Source organism: Streptomyces sp. NPDC027672 (assembly GCF_055566335.1).
This window is the reverse complement of record NZ_JBVHSO010000008.1, coordinates 223,110-240,784: the sequence shown is the minus strand read 5'-3', so window position 1 is coordinate 240,784 and position 17,675 is coordinate 223,110. Positions and strand designations below refer to the sequence as shown.

Sequence of the window (17,675 nt, the reverse complement as noted above, 5' to 3'; positions counted from 1 at the left end):
CCTGAGAGCTTTTGCCGATTATTTGGGCAAGGTCGTCCGCGTCAGCGCGTCAGCGTGGCCAGCAGACGCTCCAGCGAGCCGCCCAGTCCCCAGCGGCGCGCCAGCTCCTCCAGGGCCGCGGGATCGCGGGGAGCGCGCGGCAGGGCGGTGTCGACGTCCGGCAGCGGCACGTCGTCGGCCACCCGCACCACCTTCGGCGCGACCGCCACGTACGGCCGGGCCTCGGTGAGCCGCTTGCGCTGCGACGGGGTGAGCTTCGCCCGCGGGTCGTCGACCGCCGCCATGATCCCGGCCAGGTCGCCGAACTCGGCGAGCAGCTTCGCGGCCGTCTTCTCGCCGATGCCGGGCACGCCCGGCAGGCCGTCGCTCGGGTCGCCGCGCAGCAGCGCCAGGTCCGCGTACCCGCGCCCGTCGACGCCATACTTCTCGCGCAGTACCGCCTCGTCGGTGAGCTGGAGCGTGCCCACGCCCTTCAGCGGATACAGCACCCGGATGCCGCGGCCGTCGTCCACGAGCTGGTACAGGTCGCGGTCGCCGGTGACGATGTCGACCGGGCCGCCGGCCCGCGCGGTGAACGTGCCGATCACGTCGTCCGCCTCGTACCCCGCGACCCCGACGCGCGCGATGCCGACCGCGTCCAGCACCCGTTCGATCACCGGCACCTGCGGGGCGAGCGTGTCCGGCACCTCCTCGGCGTCCGGCGCGTCCGGGTGCTCCTCGGCGACCCGGTGCGCCTTGTAGCCCGGGATGAGGTCCACCCGCCAGGCCGGGCGCCAGTCGGCGTCCATGCAGGCCACCAGGTGGTCCGGCCGGTGGTCCTTGACCAGCCGGTCGATGAAGTCCAGCAGCCCGCGCACCGCGTTGACGGGGGTGCCGTCGGGCGCCTTCACCGAGTCCGGGACGCCGAAGTAGGCGCGGAAGTACAGCGAGGCGGTGTCGAGAAGCATGAGTCGTCCGGTCACGTCCGCATCATGCCGCACGGCACCGACAGCGCCCCGCGCGCCGCCGCACCGCCCGGTGGCACGCGGCCGGGGCTCCCGGACCCCGTGGCCCAGGACCGGCACCCGGAGCGACGCGGCCGGCCGGCCGTTCACGGCACACTTCCGGCCAATCACCCGGCGTGACGATTTCTGGCCCGCACCCGGGCCCGGGACCCGGCCGGGCACATCTTCCTCCTCGCGGGGGACCCGGTGTACGACCGGTCCCGTCCCCGGGACGGTGGCGAGAACCGTGACGGTGAAGGATCACGGGAGTGTCAGGGATGTGACACCCACGTGAAACGGTTTGCCGAACATGCGTAGGGTGCAGAGAAGTCATCAGAAGAGGGGTGGCCCCGGGCGGGCACCCGTACGGCGGTACGACGAGCGAGGGAGGGAGCCGGAGCGATGGGCGACCACAAAGAGCAGCAGCCCGTGCGGGTGGGCGCGGCCGTCCGGCGGCGCCGGCGTGCGCTGGAGCTGACCCTCGCCGTCGTGGCCGAGCGCAGCGGCCTGTCGGTGCCCTTCCTCAGCCAGGTCGAGAACGACCGGGCCCGGCCCAGCCGCACCTCCCTGGAGAAGGTGGCCGACGCGCTGCGCACCACCGCCGTCGAACTCCTCGCCGCCGCCGATCCGGCGGCCAGCGTCGACGTGGTCCGCGCGGAGGCGGTCGCCGAGGACGACTTCGACCCGCGCACGCGCACCCTGGTGCGCGGCCACCACCAGCTCCACGCGTCCGAGTACACCGGCGACCACGACGCCGGCCGCGAGTTCCAGCACCGCAACGACGAGCTGATGTACGTCGCCGACGGCGCGGTGGAGATCGAGGCGGAGGGCCGCGCCTACCGCCTCGGCCGCGGCGACACCCTGTATCTGACCGGCGGCGTCCGGCACCGCTGGCGGGCCACGGTCCCGGACACCCGGGTCATCGTGGTGGCGGTCGCCGAGCACATCGAGGCCGTCCAGGACCGCTCCCGCTGACCGGGCCATGCGCGTCGTCTCGATCGTCCCGTCGCTCACCGAAGCCGTGGCCGCGACCCTGCCCGGGGTGCTGGTCGGGGCCACCGACTGGTGCAGTCACCCGGCGGACCTGGACGTCACCCGGATCGGCGGGACGAAGAACCCCCGGGTCGGCTCGATCGTCTCCCTCCGCCCCGATCTGGTGATCGCCAACGAGGAGGAGAACCGCGCCGCCGACCTGGGCGCCCTGCGGACGGCGGGCGTCGAGGTGCTGGTCACCGAGGTGCGGACGGTGCCGCAGGCCGTGACCGAGCTGGACCGGGTGCTCACCGCCTGCGGCGCGCCGGACCGGCCGGACTGGCTGGCCGGGGCCGAGGCGGCCTGGGCGGCCCTGCCCGCGCCCGCGGAGCGTACGACGGCGGTCGTGCCCGTCTGGCGTCGCCCCTGGATGGTCCTCGGCCGGGACACCTTCGCCGGCGACGTCCTGGCCCGCCTCGGCGTGCACCACGTGTACGCCGGCCATCCCGAGCGCTATCCGCGCGTCCCGCCGGCCGAGCTGTGCGCCCGCGCCCCCGGCCTGGTCGTCCTGCCCGACGAGCCCTACCGGTTCACCGCCGACGACGGCCCCGAGGCCTTCCCGGGCCTGCCCTGCGCGCTGGTCAGCGGCCGGCACCTGACGTGGTACGGGCCGTCGCTGGCCGAGGCGCCACGCGTGCTGGGCGCGGCCCTGCGGGCAGCTCGCCGCTGAGCAGGCCGCGCACGGTGCCGCGGGCCGCCGCGAGCCAGGCCGCCACCAGGACGCCGTACAGAGCCACCGTCAGCGCGTCGTAGACGGCGAGACCGGTGTGCCGGGCGAGGGCCGCGGCGCCGGTGACACAGGTGCCCACCGGGAAGGTGAACGCCCACCAGGTCAGCGTGAACCCCATGCCCCGCCGCCGGGCCCGCACCACGTGCGCCGTCGCCAGCGCCAGCCACAGCAGCGCGAACCCCATCACGGGCACGCCGTACAGCAGGGCGAAGACCGCCAGGCCGCGGTCGTACGGGGCCGGTACGACACCGGGCGCGGCGTCCGCGATCAGGCCGACGGCGGTGACGGACTGGCCGAGCGGGCCGAGCACCAGGAACAGGGTCGGGGCGAGCGCGAGCGGCAGCGGCCCGGTGGTGACCAGCCGGGCGAACACCAGCGGCAGCATCAGCAGCACGGCCACGAGGCTCAGCCCGAACAGCGCCAGGCACCCCAGCAGCAGGGTCTCCCGGGACTCGCCCGGCGGCAGGTGCGGCACCAGCAGCGGGCCGAGCGCGGCCGACACCATGGGCGCGACCAGCGGCAGCAGCCACACCGGGGTGGCCTGGCCGGGCTCGACCCGATGCCGCACGGCCATCAGGTACGGCACGGCCACGGCGGCCCCGAGTCCCACCGCCGTACCGACGGTGAACAGCACGGTGTCCAGGGCGACGGCCGCCCGGACGCCCAGCAGGTCCCGGCCGGCCGTCAGCGCGCCGCCGCCCACCGCCAGCAGGGCCATCGCGAGACAGCCCTGGAAGGGCGCCATCGCCGGGTCCAGGAGATGGGCGCGGGCCTGGTCGCGGTGGTGGATCCAGTGCCCGGCCCGCGCCGCCAGCAGGGCCACGAGCAGCAGCAGGGACAGCGCCCAGACGGCCGCGAACACGGCGCGCGGCGCGTGTGCCGGCGCGGGCAGCGCGACGCCGGCCGAGCCGAGGACGGCGGTGCCCATCACGGAGGCGTACCAGTTCGGGCCGAGGTGCCGCAGCCGGGCGGCGCGGCGGCGGGGCAGGGGCTGGACTGCGGTGACCATGACCCTCACGGTCTCCCGGCCGGGCACCCCTGACCAGGGAGTTCGCGTCTATGAGGGCATAAGCTGGTCTTATGACCGGGGTCGAGGGAGAGCAGGGACGCAACGGAACGCTGGCGCACCGGGTGCCGGACCTCGCCGCGCTGGAACTGCTGCTCGCGGTGGCGCGGCTGGGCAGTCTCGGCGCGGCGGCGCGCGAGGTCGGCATCACGCAGCCGGCCGCCAGCAGCCGGCTGCGCTCCATGGAACGGCAGCTCGGCGTCGCCCTGGTCGACCGCTCACCGCGCGGCTCCCGGCTCACCGACGCGGGCGCCCTGGTCACGGACTGGGCGCGCCGGGTGGTGGAGGCGGCGGCGGCCTTCGACGCGGGCGCGCGGGCGCTGCGGGACCGGCGGGACTCGCGGCTCCGGGTCGCGGCCAGCATGACCATCGCCGAGTACCTGCTGCCCGGCTGGCTGCTCGCCCTGCACGCCGCGCGCCCCGACACGGCCGTGTCGCTGCTCGCGGGCAACTCGGCGAAGGTCGCGGAACTGCTGCTGGCCGGCGAGGCGGACCTCGGTTTCGTGGAGGGGCTGAACGTGCCCACGGGACTGGACTCCACGGTCATCGCGCGCGACCGGCTGATCGTCGTCACCGCGCCCGGCCATCCCTGGGCCCGCCGCCGGCGGCCCCTGACGGCGGCGGAGCTGGCCGCGACCCCGCTCATCCTCCGGGAGCGCGGCTCCGGCACCCGCCAGGTCCTGGACGCGGCGCTCGGCGGCCTGGCCCGGCCGCTGATCGAGCTGTCCTCGACCACGGCGGTGAAGGCGTCCGCGGTCAGCGGCGCGGGCCCCTCGGTCCTCAGCGAACTGGCGGTGGGGGAGGAGCTGGCGATGCGCCGCCTGGTCAGCATCCCGGTGGACGGCGTCTCGCTCCGCCGCGACCTGCGCGCGGTCTGGCCGACGGGCCACCGCCCGACGGGCCCGGCCCGCGAACTGCTGTCCCTGACACGCGGCTGACGACCGCCCCCACCGGCCGGCCCCACGGCGTACATTCACCGCGCCGGTCGTGACAGCTCAGGAAGCCCCTCCCGCGCCCGTTCCGGCGTCCCCGGGGCGGGGCCGTCCCCGGGGACGGCTCAGGCAGCGGCCGCGGCGACCAGGGCCCGCATGACCCGCGTGTCCTCGCCCATCTCCGGATGCCACTGGACGCCCAGCGCCCAGCCCCGGTCCGCCGGCAGCTCCACGGCCTCCACGGTGCCGTCCGCGGCGTAGGCGGACGGCACCAGTCCCTCGCCCAGCCGCTCCACGGCCTGGTGGTGGTACGTCGGCACGGTCAGCTCCTCCGGGACGATGCCGCCGTACCGCGTGCCCGGCACCGGCTTCACCGGGTGCCCGCCGAACACGCCGACCGCCTCCGCGTGCCCGTCCAGGTGCTGGACCAGCGTGCCGCCCAGGGCCACGTTCAGCAGCTGCATGCCCCGGCAGATGCCGAGCAGGGGCAGGCCCGCGGCCAGTGCCGCGTCGATCAGCGCCAGCTCCCAGGCGTCCCGCCGCGGCGCGGGCGGTCCCGTGCGCGGGGAGCGCTCGGCGCCGTAGCGGGCCGGGTCGACGTCCGGGCCGCCCGCGACGACCAGCCCGTCGAGCCGGGCCACGGCCGCGGCCGCGTGCGCCGGCGCGTCCGGCGGCAGCATCGCCGCGAGCCCGCCGGCCCGCTGCACCAGCCGCGGATAGCCGGCCGGCAGCAGCGCCGCCTCCAGCTCCCAGACTCCCCAGCGCGCGCCGGACTCCAGGTACGTGCTCACGCCGATCAGCGGCCGTGCGGTCATGCTGCCCTCCACAGTCGTGCAAAGGTACCCACGCATACCTTTTCGAGGCCAGTGTGCGTCCCATGCGTGTCCCGTGCGTGTCCCGTGCGGCGCCGGTCAGGCCAGGAAGCCGCGCAGCAGCGCCGCCGTGCCCGCGCAGTGCTCGCGCGCGATCTCCCGGGCTCCGTCCGCGTCCCCGTCCAGCACCGCCTCCACCAGCGCGGTGTGCTGCCGCTGGGACCGCTCCAGGTTGCGCACCAGCAGCGGGATGCAGTCCAGCAGGTCGTTCACCGTGGCCCGGACCGCCGCGTACCGCGCGGTCAGCGACGGCGAGCCGCACAGCTCGGCCAGGGTGAGGTGCAGCAGCGTGTCGGCCCGCCGGTACTGGGCGAGCGGGGCCTCATGGGTGCCCTCCAGCGCCCGCCGCAGCCGCTCGGCCCGCTCCTCGTCCAGCCCGTCCGCCGCGCACAGCCCGGCCGCGCCCACCTCCAGCACCTCGCGGAAGCGCAGCACGTCCTCTATGTCGACCTCGCTGATCCGGCGCCGCAGCTCGTCCTCGCCGCCCAGGTCCGCGCGGTGCCGCACGAACGTTCCGCCGTACCGCCCGCGCCGCGCCTCCACCAGGCCCTGGTCCTGGAGCACCTTCAGCACCTCGCGCAGCGTCACCCGGCTGATCCCCAGCCGCTCCGCCAGCTCGCGTTCGGCCGGCAGCCGCCCGCCGTCCGGCACCAGGCCCAGCCGGACGACCTGGAGTATCTGCTCCAGCGCCTCCTCGAAGCCGTTGCCCGCCCGCACCGGCCGCAGCACCGCGGTGAGCCGGTCCTCCGGTCCGTCCGGACCCGCGTCCCGCGACATCCGCCGTTCCCCCTTCCCAAGCAATGGTCCTCCGCAATACCTTATGGCTCCCGGCTCCGGCCGATCGAGCGCGTTGACGCCGAAGGAGACCGTCCCGTGGCAGACCGCAGGCCCCCGCTCGGTGTCGAGGAACTGCACGCCCTCGTCGCGAGCGGCGAGACCGACACTGTCGTCCTGGCCTTCCCCGACATGCAAGGCCGGCTCCAGGGCAAGCGGTTCGCCGCCCGCTTCTTCCTCGACGAGGTCCTGCACCACGGCACCGAGGGCTGCGCCTACCTGCTCGCCGTCGACACCGAGATGAACACCGTCGACGGCTACGCGATGTCCTCCTGGGACCGCGGCTACGGCGACTTCGCGATGCGTCCCGACGTGTCCACCCTGCGCCGCGTCCCCTGGCACCCCGGCACCGCCCTGCTCCTCGCCGACCTCGCCTGGCACGACGGCACCCCGGTCACCGCCGCGCCCCGCCAGATCCTGCGCCGCCAGCTCGACCGGCTCGCCGGCCTCGGCTACACCGCCCAGGCCGGCACCGAGCTGGAGTTCATCGTCTTCAAGGACACCTACGAACAGGCCTGGGACGCGGGCTACCGCGGCCTGACCCCGGCCAACCAGTACAACATCGACTACTCCGTCCTCGGCACCGGCCGCATCGAACCGCTGCTGCGCCGGCTGCGCAACGACATGGCCGGCGCCGGACTCACCGTGGAGTCCGCCAAGGGCGAGTGCAACCCCGGCCAGCACGAGATCGTCTTCCGCTACGACGAGGCCCTCGTCACCTGCGACCAGCACGCCCTGTACAAGACCGGCGCCAAGGAGATCGCCGCCCAGGAAGGCGTCTCGCTCACCTTCATGGCCAAGTACAACGAGCGCGAGGGCAACTCCTGCCACATCCACCTCTCGCTCGCCGACGCCGACGGCACCAACGTCATGGCCGGGGACGGGCCCGGCGGCATGTCGGACGTGATGCGGCACTTCCTCGCCGGACAGCTCGCCGCCCTGCGCGACTTCGCCCTCCTCTACGCCCCGAACATCAACTCCTACAAGCGGTTCCAGCCGGGCTCCTTCGCGCCCACCGCCGTCGCCTGGGGCCACGACAACCGCACCTGCGCCCTGCGGGTGGTCGGCCACGGCCGCTCCCTGCGCTTCGAGAACCGGCTCCCCGGCGGCGACGTCAACCCGTACCTGGCCGTCGCCGCCATGATCGCGGCCGGTCTGCACGGCATCGAGCGGCGGCTCGAACCGCCCGACCCGTGCCCCGGCAACGCCTACACAGCCGGGTACGCGCACGTCCCGGCCACCCTCCGCGAGGCCGCCGCCCGCTGGGCGGACAGCCCCCTCGCGCGCGACGCCTTCGGCGACGAGGTCGTCGCGCACTACCACACCATGGCCCGCGTCGAACTGGACGCCTTCGACGCCGCGGTCACCGACTGGGAGCTGCGCCGCTCCTTCGAACGCCTGTGAGAGGTCACCACGTGTCCGACCCGAACGAGCTGACCGTCCGCAACCCCGCCACGGAAGAGACCGTCGCCACCGTCCCCGCCGCGAGCGAGGAGGACGTCGCCGCCGCCGTCGTACGGGCGGTACGGGCCCAGCGGACCTGGGCCGCCCTCGCCGCCGCCGACCGGGCCCGGCTGCTGCGCCGCTTCGCGGACGCGGTCGACGCCCACGGCGAGGAACTCGCCCGGCTGGAGGTCCAGGAGGCCGGGCACACCCTCGCCAACGCCCGCTGGGAGGCGGGCAACGCCCGCGACCTGCTGCTCTACGCGGCCGGCGGCGCCGAACGCCTGCTCGGCCGGCAGATCCCGGCACCCGGCGGCTGGAACGTCACCTTCCAGGAACCCCTGGGCGTGGTCGGGGTGATCGCCCCCTGGAACTTCCCGATGCCGGTCGCCGCCTGGGGCGCCTTCCCGGCGCTCGCCGCGGGCAACGCGGTCGTCCTCAAACCCGCCGAGGCCACCCCGCTCACCGCGCTCCGCCTCGCCCGGCTCGCCCTGGAGGCGGGCCTGCCCGAACACGTCCTCCAGGTGGTGCCCGGCTACGGCCCCACCGCCGGACGCGCCCTCGTGGACCACCCGGACGTCGCCAAGATCGTGTTCACCGGCTCCACCCGCACCGGCCGCGAGATCATGGAACGCTGCGCCCGCCTGGTCAAACCGGTCACCCTGGAACTCGGCGGCAAGAGCCCCAACGTCGTCTTCGCCGACGCCGACCTCACCGCCGCCCTCGATCCCTTCTCCTTCCTGGACAACTGCGGACAGGACTGCTGTGCCCGCACCCGCATCCTGGTCCAGGACACCGTGCTGGAGGAGGCCCGCGCCGTCCTCGCCGACGCGCTGGCCGCCGTGGTGGTGGGCGACCCGGCCGACGAGAAGACGCAGATGGGCCCGCTGATCTCCGGACGGCAGCGGGACCGCGTGCAGTCCTATGTCCCGGCCGGCGCCCCGGCCCTGCGCGGCACCGCACCCGAGGGGCCCGGCTTCTGGTTCCCGCCCACCGTCCTCACCGGGGAACGGCACGACAGCCCCGCGGCCACCGAGGAGATCTTCGGCCCCGTCGCCGTCCTGCTCCCCTTCACCGACGAGCAGGACGCGATCCGCCTCGCCAACGACACGCCTTACGGCCTGTCCGGCTCCGTCTGGACCCGGGACCTGGGCCGCGCCCTGCGCGTCTCCCAGGCGGTCCGCGCGGGCAACCTGTCCGTCAACTCCCACTCCAGCGTCCGCTACTGGACGCCGTTCGGCGGCTTCAAGCAGTCCGGCCTCGGCCGCGAACTCGGCCCCGACGCCCTGACCGCCTTCACCGAGACCAAGAACGTCTTCATCAGCACGGAGGGCCTCGCACAGTGACCGACACCAGTGTCTGCCGCCGCCTGGCCGGCCGTACCGCCGTGGTGACCGGAGCCGGCAGCGGCATCGGGCTCGCCGCCGCCCGCCGGCTCGCCGCCGAGGGCGCCCGCGTCGTGTGCGCGGACGTCGACGAGATCCGCGGCAAGGCCGCCGCCGACGAGACCGGCGGACTGTTCGTCAGGACCGACGTCACCGACCCCGAGGAGGTCGAGGCGCTGTTCAAGGCGGCGTACGACACCTACGGCAGCGTCGACGTCGCCTTCAACAACGCCGGTATCTCCCCGCCCGACGACGACTCCATCCTGGAGACCGGCCTGGAGGCCTGGAAACGCGTCCAGGAGGTCAACCTCACCTCCGTCTACCTGTGCTGCAAGGCCGTCATCCCGTACATGCGCCGGCAGGGCAAGGGCTCCATCATCAACACCGCGTCCTTCGTGGCCCGGATGGGCGCGGCCACCTCCCAGATCTCCTACACGGCCTCCAAGGGCGGTGTCCTCGCCATGTCCCGCGAACTGGGCGTGCAGTTCGCCCGGGAGGGCATCCGCGTCAACGCCCTGTGCCCCGGACCGGTGAACACCCCGCTGCTGCGGGAGCTGTTCGCCGAGGACCCGGAGCGGGCCGCGCGCCGCCTGGTGCACATCCCGGCCGGCCGGTTCGCCGAGGCCGAGGAGATCGCCGCCGCCGTCGCCTTCCTGGCCAGCGACGACTCCTCCTTCGTCAACGCCACCGACTTCCTGGTGGACGGCGGCATCGCGGGCGCCTACGTCACCCCCCTGTAGGGAGCCTCACAGGTACGTGCGCCCCTCACCGCGGTAGGTCGGCACCGTCGCGGTGACCGTCTCCCCCTCGACCAGGTGCAGCGCGTCGAACCGCTCGCACAGCTCGCCCGCCTTGGCGTGCCGGAACCACACCTTGTCGCCGATGAGCAGATCGTCGGCGGGCGAGCCGAGCAGCGGGGTCTGCACCTCCCCGGCGCCCTCCTGCGGGTCGTACGCCAGCCCCTCGGGCAGGTACGGCACGGGCAGCCGGTCGGGGCCGGCGGCGCCGGAGGCCGGATAGCCGCCGCCCAGCACGGTGACGACGCCCACGCCGGGCCGGCGGACCACCGGCTGGGCGAACAGGGCGGCCGGACGGCCGGTGAACGAGGTGTAGTTGTCGAACAGACGCGGCACGTACAGCCCCGAGCCGGCGGCGATCTCGGTCACCGCGTCCTCGGCGGCGGTGTGCTGCACGCTGCCGGTGCCGCCGCCGTTCACGAACTCCAGGCCGGGCACGACGGCCCGCACCGCGCGGACGGCCTCGGCCCGCCGCCCGGCCAGCTCCCGCCGGGCGGCGGCCTGCATCAGCCGCACCGCCCGGGAGCGCACCGGCCGCCCCGCGACCGCGTCCCCGACCCCGGCGACATGCCCCTCGTACGCCATGATCCCCACCAGCCGGAAACCCGGCCGCCGGTCCACCGCCCGGGCCAGCCCGGCGAGCCGGTCGGGGGAGTGCAGGGGCGAGCGCCGGGCGCCGACCCGCACCCGGCCGCCCAGCAGCCTCAGCGAGGTGTCCAACTCCAGGCAGACCCGCACCTCTTCGCGTCCGCCGTCGCGGGCGGCGTCGATGAGATCGAGCTGCGCGGGATCGTCCACCGTCACGGTGACGGCACCGGCCAGCTTGGGATCGGCGGCCAGCTCCGCGAAACCGGACCGGTCGGCGGACGGATACGCCAGCAGGACGTCCTCGAAGCCGGAGCGGGCGAGCCACAGCGACTCGGCGAGCGTGAACGACATGACGCCCCGGAAGCCCTCCTTGGCCAGGACGCGTTCCAGCAGGGCCCGGCAGCGCACCGACTTGCTGGCGACCCGCACGGGCTTGCCCGCCGCGCGCCGGACCAGATCGTCCGCGTTGGCGTCGAACGCGTCCAGGTCCACGATCGCGAGAGGGGCGTCGAGATGGGCGGTGGCCCGGTCGTAACGGGCCCGGGCGGCGGCAGGCGCAGTCATGACGGAAGCCTGCCAGAGAGGATTACCGCAGGGTAGGGGGACGTTCCGGGCAGATGCCCCGGCCCCGTGGACCGGTTCCGTTCCGGTGCCCGGCAAGCCGTAGAGTGACGCGCACGTGCGGCGGACCGCACCCGGTGGGAGAGGTGAACCGGGATGCCCGTCCGGCCGTACGGGTATGCGTGCCCGGACGAGCATCCGCACCGGGCACCGCCGGACGGCAGGACGGCCCGCGTACGAGGAGACGGCCCGGGCACGAGGAAACGGGGGGTGCATGAGCACGGAAGCGCGGCACGTCCCGGTTCCGCCCCGCCCCCCGGCTCCGCCCCCCGCACCCGCCGGCACCGGCGAACCGGCGCACGGCACGGTCCCGCACCCGGCCGCCGACCTCGACGACGAGCCGTCGGTCTTCACCCCGCGCGCCGCCCGTCTCCACGGCCCGCGCTCCTCGGCCGTACCCGAGGCCACCGCACCCGTGAGCCCGCCACCGCCGCCCGCCTCGGCCCGGTTCCCCGACGCCCCGCCGAGCGCGGGCACCGGCGGGCGCCCCGGCACCCTGCCCGGCCGGCCGGCGGCACCGGCCCGGCCGGTCGCCGCAGCGGCCGGGGACACCGCCGCGCGGCCGGCCGCGGACCCCGGCCCCCGCACCGAGCCGCCTCGCCGGACCCCGCCGGCCGACACCCCGCCCGGCGCAAGTGCCCGCGAGGGTCTGCCCGTTGGCGGCGCGTTCGGGGCGGCGGCCGGGGTCGCGTCCGGTTCGCCGGGTGGCGGCGCGGGTGCGTTCGGGGCGGCGGCCGGGAGCGGTCCGGGCGGGACGCCAAGGCGTGAGGTGCCCGGCGAGGATCCGTCCGAGACGACCACCCGGCTGCGGCCCGTTCCCTCCGGGACCGGCCCGGTGCCCGGGCGGGCGTGGGCCTGGAGCCCGGCCGGGTCCGCCCGTCCCGAGCGGCCCGCCGCGCCCGATCCGGCGCGGTCCTGGAGCAGCGCGCCGGCCGCCCGGCCCGTCGTGTCGTTCGCGGAACCGGACGTCTCCGGTGCGCCGCGGCGGCTCCACGTGGGAGCGCGCACCGTCGCCGCCGCGGCCTGCCTCGTGCTCGGTCTCGGGCTCGTCGGCGGTGCCCTCACCGGGAGCTGGCTCACCGGGGACGGCGGCGACGACGGCGTGCGGACCGCCTACACCACCGCCGGCACGCTCTGGCACAGCCTGCCCGTGGACGACCTGTTCCCGCCCACCGTCCAGGGCAAGGACGCCGGCCCCGGCGGTGCCGACCGCACCTGGACCCGGATCGCCGTGGCCCCCGACAGCGGCTGCGCCCAGGGCTTCGACCCGCTGCTGCGCCGGATCCTCGCCCCGGTCGGCTGCCGGCGGCTGCTGCGCGCCACCTACACCGACGCCACCCAGAGCCATGTCACCACCGTCGGCCTGCTCTTCACCAAGGCCGACCCCGCCGCCATGTCCGCGCTCGCCGCCCGCTTCCGCGCCGAACACCTGGACCGCCGCGCCGACCTGATGCCCCGGCCGTACGCCGCCGCCGGCACGGCCGCCGCCGGCTTCGGCGACCGGCAGCGCGCCGCCTGGACCCTCTCCGTCCGCACCGACGCCCCCGTCGTCGCCTACGCCGTCTCCGGCTGGGCCGACGCCCGCACCGTCGACGCGCCCCAGCCCGCCGCGGACGCCGTCCGCTCCGGCGCCGCCACCGCACCGGCCCAGGCCGGCCTCGGCCACGAGGCCATGGGCCTCGCCGACCGCATCGGGACCCGGCTGAGCAGAAGCATCGGCCGGGCCACGGAGAAGCCCGCATGACCCGACCGCCGCGCCGCCACCGCCGCGCCGCCCTGTCCGCGGCGGTGAGCCTGCTGCTCGCCGGCTCCCTCGCGGTGCTGCCGGCCACCGCCGCCCGCGCCGACGAACTCCGCGCCCAGCAGTGGGCCCTGTCCGCGCTCCACCTGGACGAGGCGTGGCGCACCACCAAGGGGCAGGGCGTCACCGTCGCCGTCCTGGACACCGGTGTGGAGGCCGGCCACCCGGACCTGGCCGGCAACGTGCTGCCCGCCAAGGACATGATCGGCTTCGGTGCCGGACCCGGTGACCGCGCCTGGGCCCGGCACGGCACCGCCATGGCCGGCATCATCGCCGGGCACGGTCACGGACCCGGCGGCGCCGATGGCGTCGAGGGCGTGGCCCCGCAGGCGAGGATCCTGCCGGTGCGCGTGATCCTGGAGGACGGCGACCCCGCCCGCGCCAAGGCCCGCACCACCCGCGGCAACGCCCTCGCCGACGGCATCCGCTGGGCCGCCGACCACGGCGCCGACGTCATCAACCTCTCCCTCGGCGACGACTCGAACTCCGCCCATCCGGAGCCCGGCGAGGACGAGGCCGTGCAGTACGCCCTGAAGAAGGGCGTGGTCGTCGTCGCCTCCGCGGGCAACGGCGGCGACAAGGGCGACCACGTCTCCTACCCGGCCGCCTATCCGGGCGTCATCGCCGCCGCCGCCGTGGACAGGTACGGCACCCGCGCGGCCTTCTCCACCCGCCGCTGGTACGCCGCCGTCAGCGCGCCCGGCGTGGACGTCGTCATCGCCGACCCCGACCACAAGTACTACGCGGGCTGGGGCACGAGCGCCGCCTCCGCGTTCGTCTCCGGGGCCGCGGCCCTGATCAGGTCGGCCTACCCCGCACTGGCCCCGGCCCAGATCAAGAAGCTGCTGGAGGACACCGCGCGGGACGCCCCGGTCGGCGGCCGGGACGACTCCCGGGGCTTCGGCATGATCGACCCGGCGGCGGCCCTCACGGCGGCCGCCCGCCTCAGACCGCAGAGCCTGCGCGCCGCGTCGTACGGCGGGAAGTACTTCGGCACCGGCCCGGACCCCGCAGGGCCGGCCGGCGGCACCTCCGGCTGGGCGGCCCCGCTCGCCGGCGGTGCGGGCGGCGTCCTGCTGGTGGCCGGGGTGATCCTCTGGCGCGGCCGCAGACAGCCGCGCTGAGCCCGGCCCCGCCGGCCCGCCCGACGCGTCCCGGTGCCGGGACGCCGGGGCGACCGGCCCCGCACCGGGCGGGCGGTCCGCCCCCGATAGGGTCGGTGACCGTGGCGAACAAGAACATTCCCGACTCCGGCTTCTCCGACGACGACGGCTCCGCCGACCCCCGGCTGAGCGCGGCGCTCGCCGCCTGGGCCGAGGACCGCGGCGCGCTGGGGCCCGTCCTGGAGGCGCTCAAGGGCGCCCGTCTGCTCGTGCCGGTCGTCGCCGTGCTCGGCGAGGTGGAGGAGGACGAGAAGGGGCTGCGCCGCGAGAAGACCAGCGACATGGCCGTGCCCACCCTGAAGGCCGGCGACCGCACCGCGCTGCCCGCCTTCACCTCCACCGACGCCCTGGCCCGCTGGGACCCCGCGGCCCGCCCGGTCGCCGTACCGCTGCACCAGGCGCTCCAGGCCGCCGCGCACGAGAAGGCCGACACGGTCGTGCTCGACCTCGCCGGACCGGTGCCGTTCGAGCTGACCGGACCGGCGCTGCTCGCCCTCGCCGAGGGCCGCACCAGCACCGATCCGCTCGCCGACCCGGCCGTGGTGGAGGCCGTCCGGGCCGCGGTGGCGGCGGAGCCCGCCGTCCTGCGCGCCCATCTCGGGCCCGGACGGGCCGACGGCACCCTGGCCCTGGTCCTCGACCCGGCCGCGCCGCCCGCCGAGTCCGCCCGCGCGGTCGCCGAGCGGCTCGCCGCCGACGAGACGCTGCGGGCCCGCCTGGTGCGCGGCCTCGACCTGGCACTGCTGCCGGCCGGGACCACGCCTCCGGGCGAGCCCCTGTACGTAAAGGAACGCGGCCCTCGTCCGTGAAGGAACAGGCCGCCGTCCGTGAAGGGACGCGGCCCCCGTCCGTGAAGGAACGGGCCGCCGTCCGTGAAGGGACGCGGCTCCCGTCCGTGAAGGAACGGGCCTCCCTCCGTAAACGAACGAGGCCCTCGTCCGTAAGGGAAGAGGGCCTCGTACGGGAAGCGGCGGGGCGGGGGTCAGCCGTAAATGGGGCCGGTGTACTTCTCGCCCGGTCCCTGGCCCGGCTCGTCCGGGACGACCGACGCCTCGCGGAACGCGAGCTGGAGCGACTTCAGGCCGTCGCGCAGCGGCGCCGCGTGGAAGGAGCTGACCTCGGTCGCGCTCGCGTCCAGCAGACCGGCGAGGGCGGTGATCAGCTTGCGGGCCTCGTCCAGGTCCTTGTACTTCTCGCCCTCCTCGCTCAGCCCCAGCTTCACGGCGGCGGCGCTCATCAGGTTGACGGCGACCGTCACGATCACCTCGACGGCGGGGACCTCGGCGATGTCCCGGGTCATCGCGTCGAAGTCGGGGGACTCGGCAGGGGTGTCACTCATGCCCCACACGATAGGCCCCGCCGCGGACCCCGCCGTGCCCGCCCCGGGCCGTCCGCACGGTTTGGCAGCCTCCGCGCCGACCCTGTAGTGTGGGAGAACGACCGGCCGAACACCCAGGTGTGCGGCCCACAAGTGGAGGCTCCGATCTCCCACCTGACCGTCCTCCGGGACGGCGGGTCACCCGGTCAGACGACCGCCATCGTTCCGTACGGGCGATGGAGTCGTCCGAAAGCGCGCCCCGCGGCATCGCGGTGGTGCTCCGGTAGTGCTCGGAGTCCCGCCTGTGATCGTCCGGGGCATTTTTCATGCTTCGGCGCGGTTAGGTCTAACGAACACAGACGTTACGCGGCTGTCCGCCAGACCGCCGCGTGGTGCTACCGAGGAGGATCCATCAGCGCCGAGCCCCGCATCAACGACCGGATTCGCGTTCCCGAGGTGCGACTTGTCGGTCCCAGTGGCGAGCAGGTCGGCATCGTGCCGCTCGCGAAGGCACTGGAGCTTGCGCAGGAGTACGACCTGGACCTGGTCGAGGTCGCGGCGAACGCCCGTCCGCCCGTGTGCAAGCTCATGGACTACGGGAAGTTCAAGTACGAGTCGGCCATGAAGGCCCGTGAGGCGCGCAAGAACCAGGCGCACACGGTCATCAAGGAGATGAAGCTCCGGCCGAAGATCGACCCGCACGACTATGACACCAAGAAGGGTCACGTCGTCCGGTTCCTCAAGCAGGGCGACAAGGTCAAGATCACGATCATGTTCCGTGGCCGTGAGCAGTCCCGCCCCGAGCTGGGCTACCGACTGCTGCAGCGGCTGGCGGAGGACGTCCAGGACCTCGGCTTCGTGGAGTCGAACCCGAAGCAGGACGGCCGAAACATGATCATGGTCCTCGGTCCGCACAAGAAGAAGACCGAGGCGATGGCCGAGGCCCGTCAGGCGCAGGAGGCCCGCAAGGCCGAGGCGAAGGCGAACCCCGGCAAGTCGCAGAACGCCGCGGACCCGGACGCTGTGAACGCCGAGGGCCACGACGAGGCTCACGACGAGGCCCCTGCCGAGGCTTCCGCCGAGGCGTGATCCCGGGGGACGTACGTCCCCGAGGATGTAACCGAAAGAAGAGCGACGCTCCACCGTGCCCGGTTTCACGACCGGGCACCGGAGCGCCACCGACGAGGAGATAACGGCGCTATGCCGAAGAACAAGTCGCACAGCGGTGCCAGCAAGCGCTTCAAGATCACCGGCTCCGGCAAGGTGCTCCGCGAGCGCGCCGGCAAGCGCCACCTGCTTGAGCACAAGTCGTCCCGCGTCACGCGTCGTCTCACCGGCAACGCCGAGATGGCCCCGGGCGACGCCGCGAAGATCAAGAAGCTTCTCGGCAAGTGACGTACCGGCGCTCGCCTGAACTGAGCGCCGTACGCCAGGACCGGGACCCAGCCGTTTCCGGGTCGTGTGAAGACCACCACGACCCCGCTACAAGGAGTTAACAAGTGGCACGCGTCAAGCGGGCAGTCAACGCCCACAAGAAGCGCCGGGCGATCCTCGAGCAGGCCTCCGGCTACCGCGGTCAGCGCTCGCGCCTGTACCGCAAGGCCAAGGAGCAGGTCACCCACTCGCTGGTCTACAACTACAACGACCGCAAGAAGCGCAAGGGCGACTTCCGTCAGCTGTGGATCCAGCGCATCAACGCCGCTGCCCGCGCCAACGGCATCACCTACAACCGCTTCATCCAGGGTCTGAAGGCCGCGAACGTCGAGGTCGACCGCAAGATCCTGGCCGAGCTGGCCGTGAACGACGCGAACGCCTTCGCGGCGCTCGTCGAGGTCGCGCAGAAGGCGCTGCCGTCGGACGTCAACGCCCCGAAGGCCGCGTGACGAAGCGCCGGCTCTGAGCCGACGTTCACCTCAGGACCCGCAGGCTGTATGGCTTGCGGGTCCTGTTGTTGGGGGGCCCGGCGTCCGGACCCGGCCGCGGGTCCGCCGGGCCGCCGGCCGCGCCCACGCGGCGGCGCCCCGCATCGCCGCCGCCCCGCGCCCCTCCGGGGACGCGCCGCACGTTCGCGGTGCCGCAACCAGAAGACTCTCCTGAAAGTGACGAAGAG

Annotated in this window: 18 protein-coding genes; 12 read left to right on the top strand and 6 right to left on the bottom strand. The window is 74.8% G+C overall.

Going from position 1 to position 17,675, the window contains the following annotated elements; all coding sequences use genetic code 11:
- Positions 1-41: 41 nt before the first annotated feature.
- Complete coding sequence (locus ACZ4SV_RS21055) at positions 42-962, bottom strand: 5'-3' exonuclease (protein ID WP_468005969.1); 921 nt, start codon at positions 960-962, stop codon at positions 42-44.
- Positions 963-1,385: 423 nt separating this feature from the next.
- On the opposite strand from ACZ4SV_RS21055, the gene ACZ4SV_RS21050 reads away from it, so the two are divergent.
- Both ACZ4SV_RS21050 and ACZ4SV_RS21045 read left to right on the top strand, forming a co-directional pair.
- Positions 1,386-1,958, top strand: coding sequence for a helix-turn-helix domain-containing protein (locus tag ACZ4SV_RS21050; protein ID WP_365872586.1), 573 nt, complete (start codon positions 1,386-1,388; stop codon positions 1,956-1,958).
- Positions 1,959-1,965: 7 nt separating this feature from the next.
- The gene (locus ACZ4SV_RS21045; protein WP_468005968.1) at positions 1,966-2,685 is read left to right on the top strand and encodes a helical backbone metal receptor; all 720 of its coding nucleotides are present in this window, start codon (positions 1,966-1,968) and stop codon (positions 2,683-2,685) included.
- Here the strand turns inward: ACZ4SV_RS21045 and ACZ4SV_RS21040 are convergent.
- Entirely contained in the window at positions 2,597-3,754 is a 1,158-nt protein-coding gene (locus ACZ4SV_RS21040; protein ID WP_468005967.1) for a TDT family transporter, read from the bottom strand. The two genes, ACZ4SV_RS21045 and ACZ4SV_RS21040, sit on opposite strands and share 89 nt — an antisense overlap.
- 71 nt (positions 3,755-3,825) lie before the next feature.
- On the opposite strand from ACZ4SV_RS21040, the gene ACZ4SV_RS21035 reads away from it, so the two are divergent.
- A complete protein-coding gene (locus ACZ4SV_RS21035; RefSeq protein WP_468005966.1) occupies positions 3,826-4,749 on the top strand; it encodes a LysR family transcriptional regulator in 924 nt (307 codons plus the stop codon).
- Between the two features lie 119 nt (positions 4,750-4,868).
- Here ACZ4SV_RS21035 and ACZ4SV_RS21030 read toward each other — a convergent pair whose 3' ends face one another.
- A complete protein-coding gene (locus ACZ4SV_RS21030) occupies positions 4,869-5,558 on the bottom strand; it encodes a gamma-glutamyl-gamma-aminobutyrate hydrolase family protein (protein ID WP_397969481.1) in 690 nt (229 codons plus the stop codon).
- 96 nt (positions 5,559-5,654) lie between these two features.
- Positions 5,655-6,392: a FadR/GntR family transcriptional regulator gene (locus ACZ4SV_RS21025; protein ID WP_365872576.1), complete on the bottom strand. Its 738-nt coding sequence runs from the start codon at positions 6,390-6,392 to the stop codon at positions 5,655-5,657.
- A 96-nt stretch (positions 6,393-6,488) separates the two neighbouring features.
- On the opposite strand from ACZ4SV_RS21025, the gene ACZ4SV_RS21020 reads away from it, so the two are divergent.
- From ACZ4SV_RS21020 to ACZ4SV_RS21010, 3 genes are read left to right on the top strand one after another with little or no spacing between them, the layout of a single operon-like run.
- A complete protein-coding gene (locus ACZ4SV_RS21020) occupies positions 6,489-7,853 on the top strand; it encodes a glutamine synthetase family protein (RefSeq protein WP_468005965.1) in 1,365 nt (454 codons plus the stop codon).
- An 11-nt stretch (positions 7,854-7,864) separates the two neighbouring features.
- A complete protein-coding gene (locus ACZ4SV_RS21015; protein ID WP_468005964.1) occupies positions 7,865-9,238 on the top strand; it encodes an aldehyde dehydrogenase family protein in 1,374 nt (457 codons plus the stop codon).
- On the top strand, positions 9,235-10,017 hold the full coding sequence (locus tag ACZ4SV_RS21010) for a 3-oxoacyl-ACP reductase (RefSeq protein ID WP_365872570.1): 783 nt from the start codon (positions 9,235-9,237) through the stop codon (positions 10,015-10,017). Before ACZ4SV_RS21015 ends, ACZ4SV_RS21010 begins: the two co-directional genes overlap by 4 nt.
- A gap of 6 nt (positions 10,018-10,023) precedes the next feature.
- Here the strand turns inward: ACZ4SV_RS21010 and ACZ4SV_RS21005 are convergent, their stop codons facing one another.
- Positions 10,024-11,226: an amino acid deaminase/aldolase gene (locus tag ACZ4SV_RS21005; RefSeq protein WP_468005963.1), complete on the bottom strand. Its 1,203-nt coding sequence runs from the start codon at positions 11,224-11,226 to the stop codon at positions 10,024-10,026.
- Between the two features lie 271 nt (positions 11,227-11,497).
- On the opposite strand from ACZ4SV_RS21005, the gene ACZ4SV_RS21000 reads away from it, so the two are divergent.
- From ACZ4SV_RS21000 to ACZ4SV_RS20990, 3 genes are all read left to right on the top strand, one after another.
- Positions 11,498-13,027 (top strand): hypothetical protein, encoded by a 1,530-nt coding sequence (locus ACZ4SV_RS21000; RefSeq protein WP_468005962.1) that lies wholly within the window; start codon positions 11,498-11,500, stop codon positions 13,025-13,027.
- Positions 13,024-14,208 carry a type VII secretion-associated serine protease mycosin gene (gene mycP / locus ACZ4SV_RS20995; protein ID WP_468005961.1) on the top strand — a complete coding sequence of 395 codons (1,185 nt, stop codon included), beginning with the start codon at positions 13,024-13,026 and terminating at the stop codon, positions 14,206-14,208. Before ACZ4SV_RS21000 ends, mycP begins: the two co-directional genes overlap by 4 nt.
- A 101-nt stretch (positions 14,209-14,309) precedes the next feature.
- Positions 14,310-15,056, top strand: coding sequence for an SseB family protein (locus tag ACZ4SV_RS20990; protein WP_468005960.1), 747 nt, complete (start codon positions 14,310-14,312; stop codon positions 15,054-15,056).
- A 173-nt stretch (positions 15,057-15,229) separates the two neighbouring features.
- Here the strand turns inward: ACZ4SV_RS20990 and ACZ4SV_RS20985 are convergent, their stop codons facing one another.
- Positions 15,230-15,586 carry a DUF1844 domain-containing protein gene (locus ACZ4SV_RS20985; protein WP_365872559.1) on the bottom strand — a complete coding sequence of 119 codons (357 nt, stop codon included), beginning with the start codon at positions 15,584-15,586 and terminating at the stop codon, positions 15,230-15,232.
- A gap of 390 nt (positions 15,587-15,976) precedes the next feature.
- Here ACZ4SV_RS20985 and infC point away from each other — a divergent pair, with 390 nt between their 5' ends.
- The 3 genes from infC to rplT all read left to right on the top strand — a co-directional run bounded on the left by infC (position 15,977) and on the right by rplT (position 17,448).
- Positions 15,977-16,654 (top strand): translation initiation factor IF-3, encoded by a 678-nt coding sequence (gene infC / locus ACZ4SV_RS20980; RefSeq protein ID WP_365872620.1) that lies wholly within the window; start codon positions 15,977-15,979, stop codon positions 16,652-16,654.
- 111 nt (positions 16,655-16,765) lie between these two features.
- Positions 16,766-16,960 (top strand): 50S ribosomal protein L35, encoded by a 195-nt coding sequence (rpmI, locus tag ACZ4SV_RS20975; RefSeq protein WP_003977225.1) that lies wholly within the window; start codon positions 16,766-16,768, stop codon positions 16,958-16,960.
- A 104-nt stretch (positions 16,961-17,064) separates the two neighbouring features.
- Positions 17,065-17,448: a 50S ribosomal protein L20 gene (gene rplT, locus ACZ4SV_RS20970; RefSeq protein ID WP_006141703.1), complete on the top strand. Its 384-nt coding sequence runs from the start codon at positions 17,065-17,067 to the stop codon at positions 17,446-17,448.
- Positions 17,449-17,675 lie beyond the last annotated feature (227 nt).

What these genes read in the sequence shown, in the direction of transcription:
- ACZ4SV_RS21005 (WP_468005963.1), bottom strand. Translation starts at nt 11,226, where the DNA reads ATGACTGCGCCTGCCGCCGCCCGGGCCCGTTACGACCGGGCCACCGCC.
- ACZ4SV_RS21000 (WP_468005962.1), top strand. Translation starts at nt 11,498, where the DNA reads ATGAGCACGGAAGCGCGGCACGTCCCGGTTCCGCCCCGCCCCCCGGCT.
- ACZ4SV_RS21050 (WP_365872586.1), top strand. Translation starts at nt 1,386, where the DNA reads ATGGGCGACCACAAAGAGCAGCAGCCCGTGCGGGTGGGCGCGGCCGTC.
- rpmI (WP_003977225.1), top strand. Translation starts at nt 16,766, where the DNA reads ATGCCGAAGAACAAGTCGCACAGCGGTGCCAGCAAGCGCTTCAAGATC.
- mycP (WP_468005961.1), top strand. Translation starts at nt 13,024, where the DNA reads ATGACCCGACCGCCGCGCCGCCACCGCCGCGCCGCCCTGTCCGCGGCG.
- ACZ4SV_RS21025 (WP_365872576.1), bottom strand. Translation starts at nt 6,392, where the DNA reads ATGTCGCGGGACGCGGGTCCGGACGGACCGGAGGACCGGCTCACCGCG.
- ACZ4SV_RS21040 (WP_468005967.1), bottom strand. Translation starts at nt 3,754, where the DNA reads ATGGTCACCGCAGTCCAGCCCCTGCCCCGCCGCCGCGCCGCCCGGCTG.
- ACZ4SV_RS21035 (WP_468005966.1), top strand. Translation starts at nt 3,826, where the DNA reads ATGACCGGGGTCGAGGGAGAGCAGGGACGCAACGGAACGCTGGCGCAC.
- ACZ4SV_RS20985 (WP_365872559.1), bottom strand. Translation starts at nt 15,586, where the DNA reads ATGAGTGACACCCCTGCCGAGTCCCCCGACTTCGACGCGATGACCCGG.
- ACZ4SV_RS21030 (WP_397969481.1), bottom strand. Translation starts at nt 5,558, where the DNA reads ATGACCGCACGGCCGCTGATCGGCGTGAGCACGTACCTGGAGTCCGGC.
- ACZ4SV_RS21045 (WP_468005968.1), top strand. Translation starts at nt 1,966, where the DNA reads ATGCGCGTCGTCTCGATCGTCCCGTCGCTCACCGAAGCCGTGGCCGCG.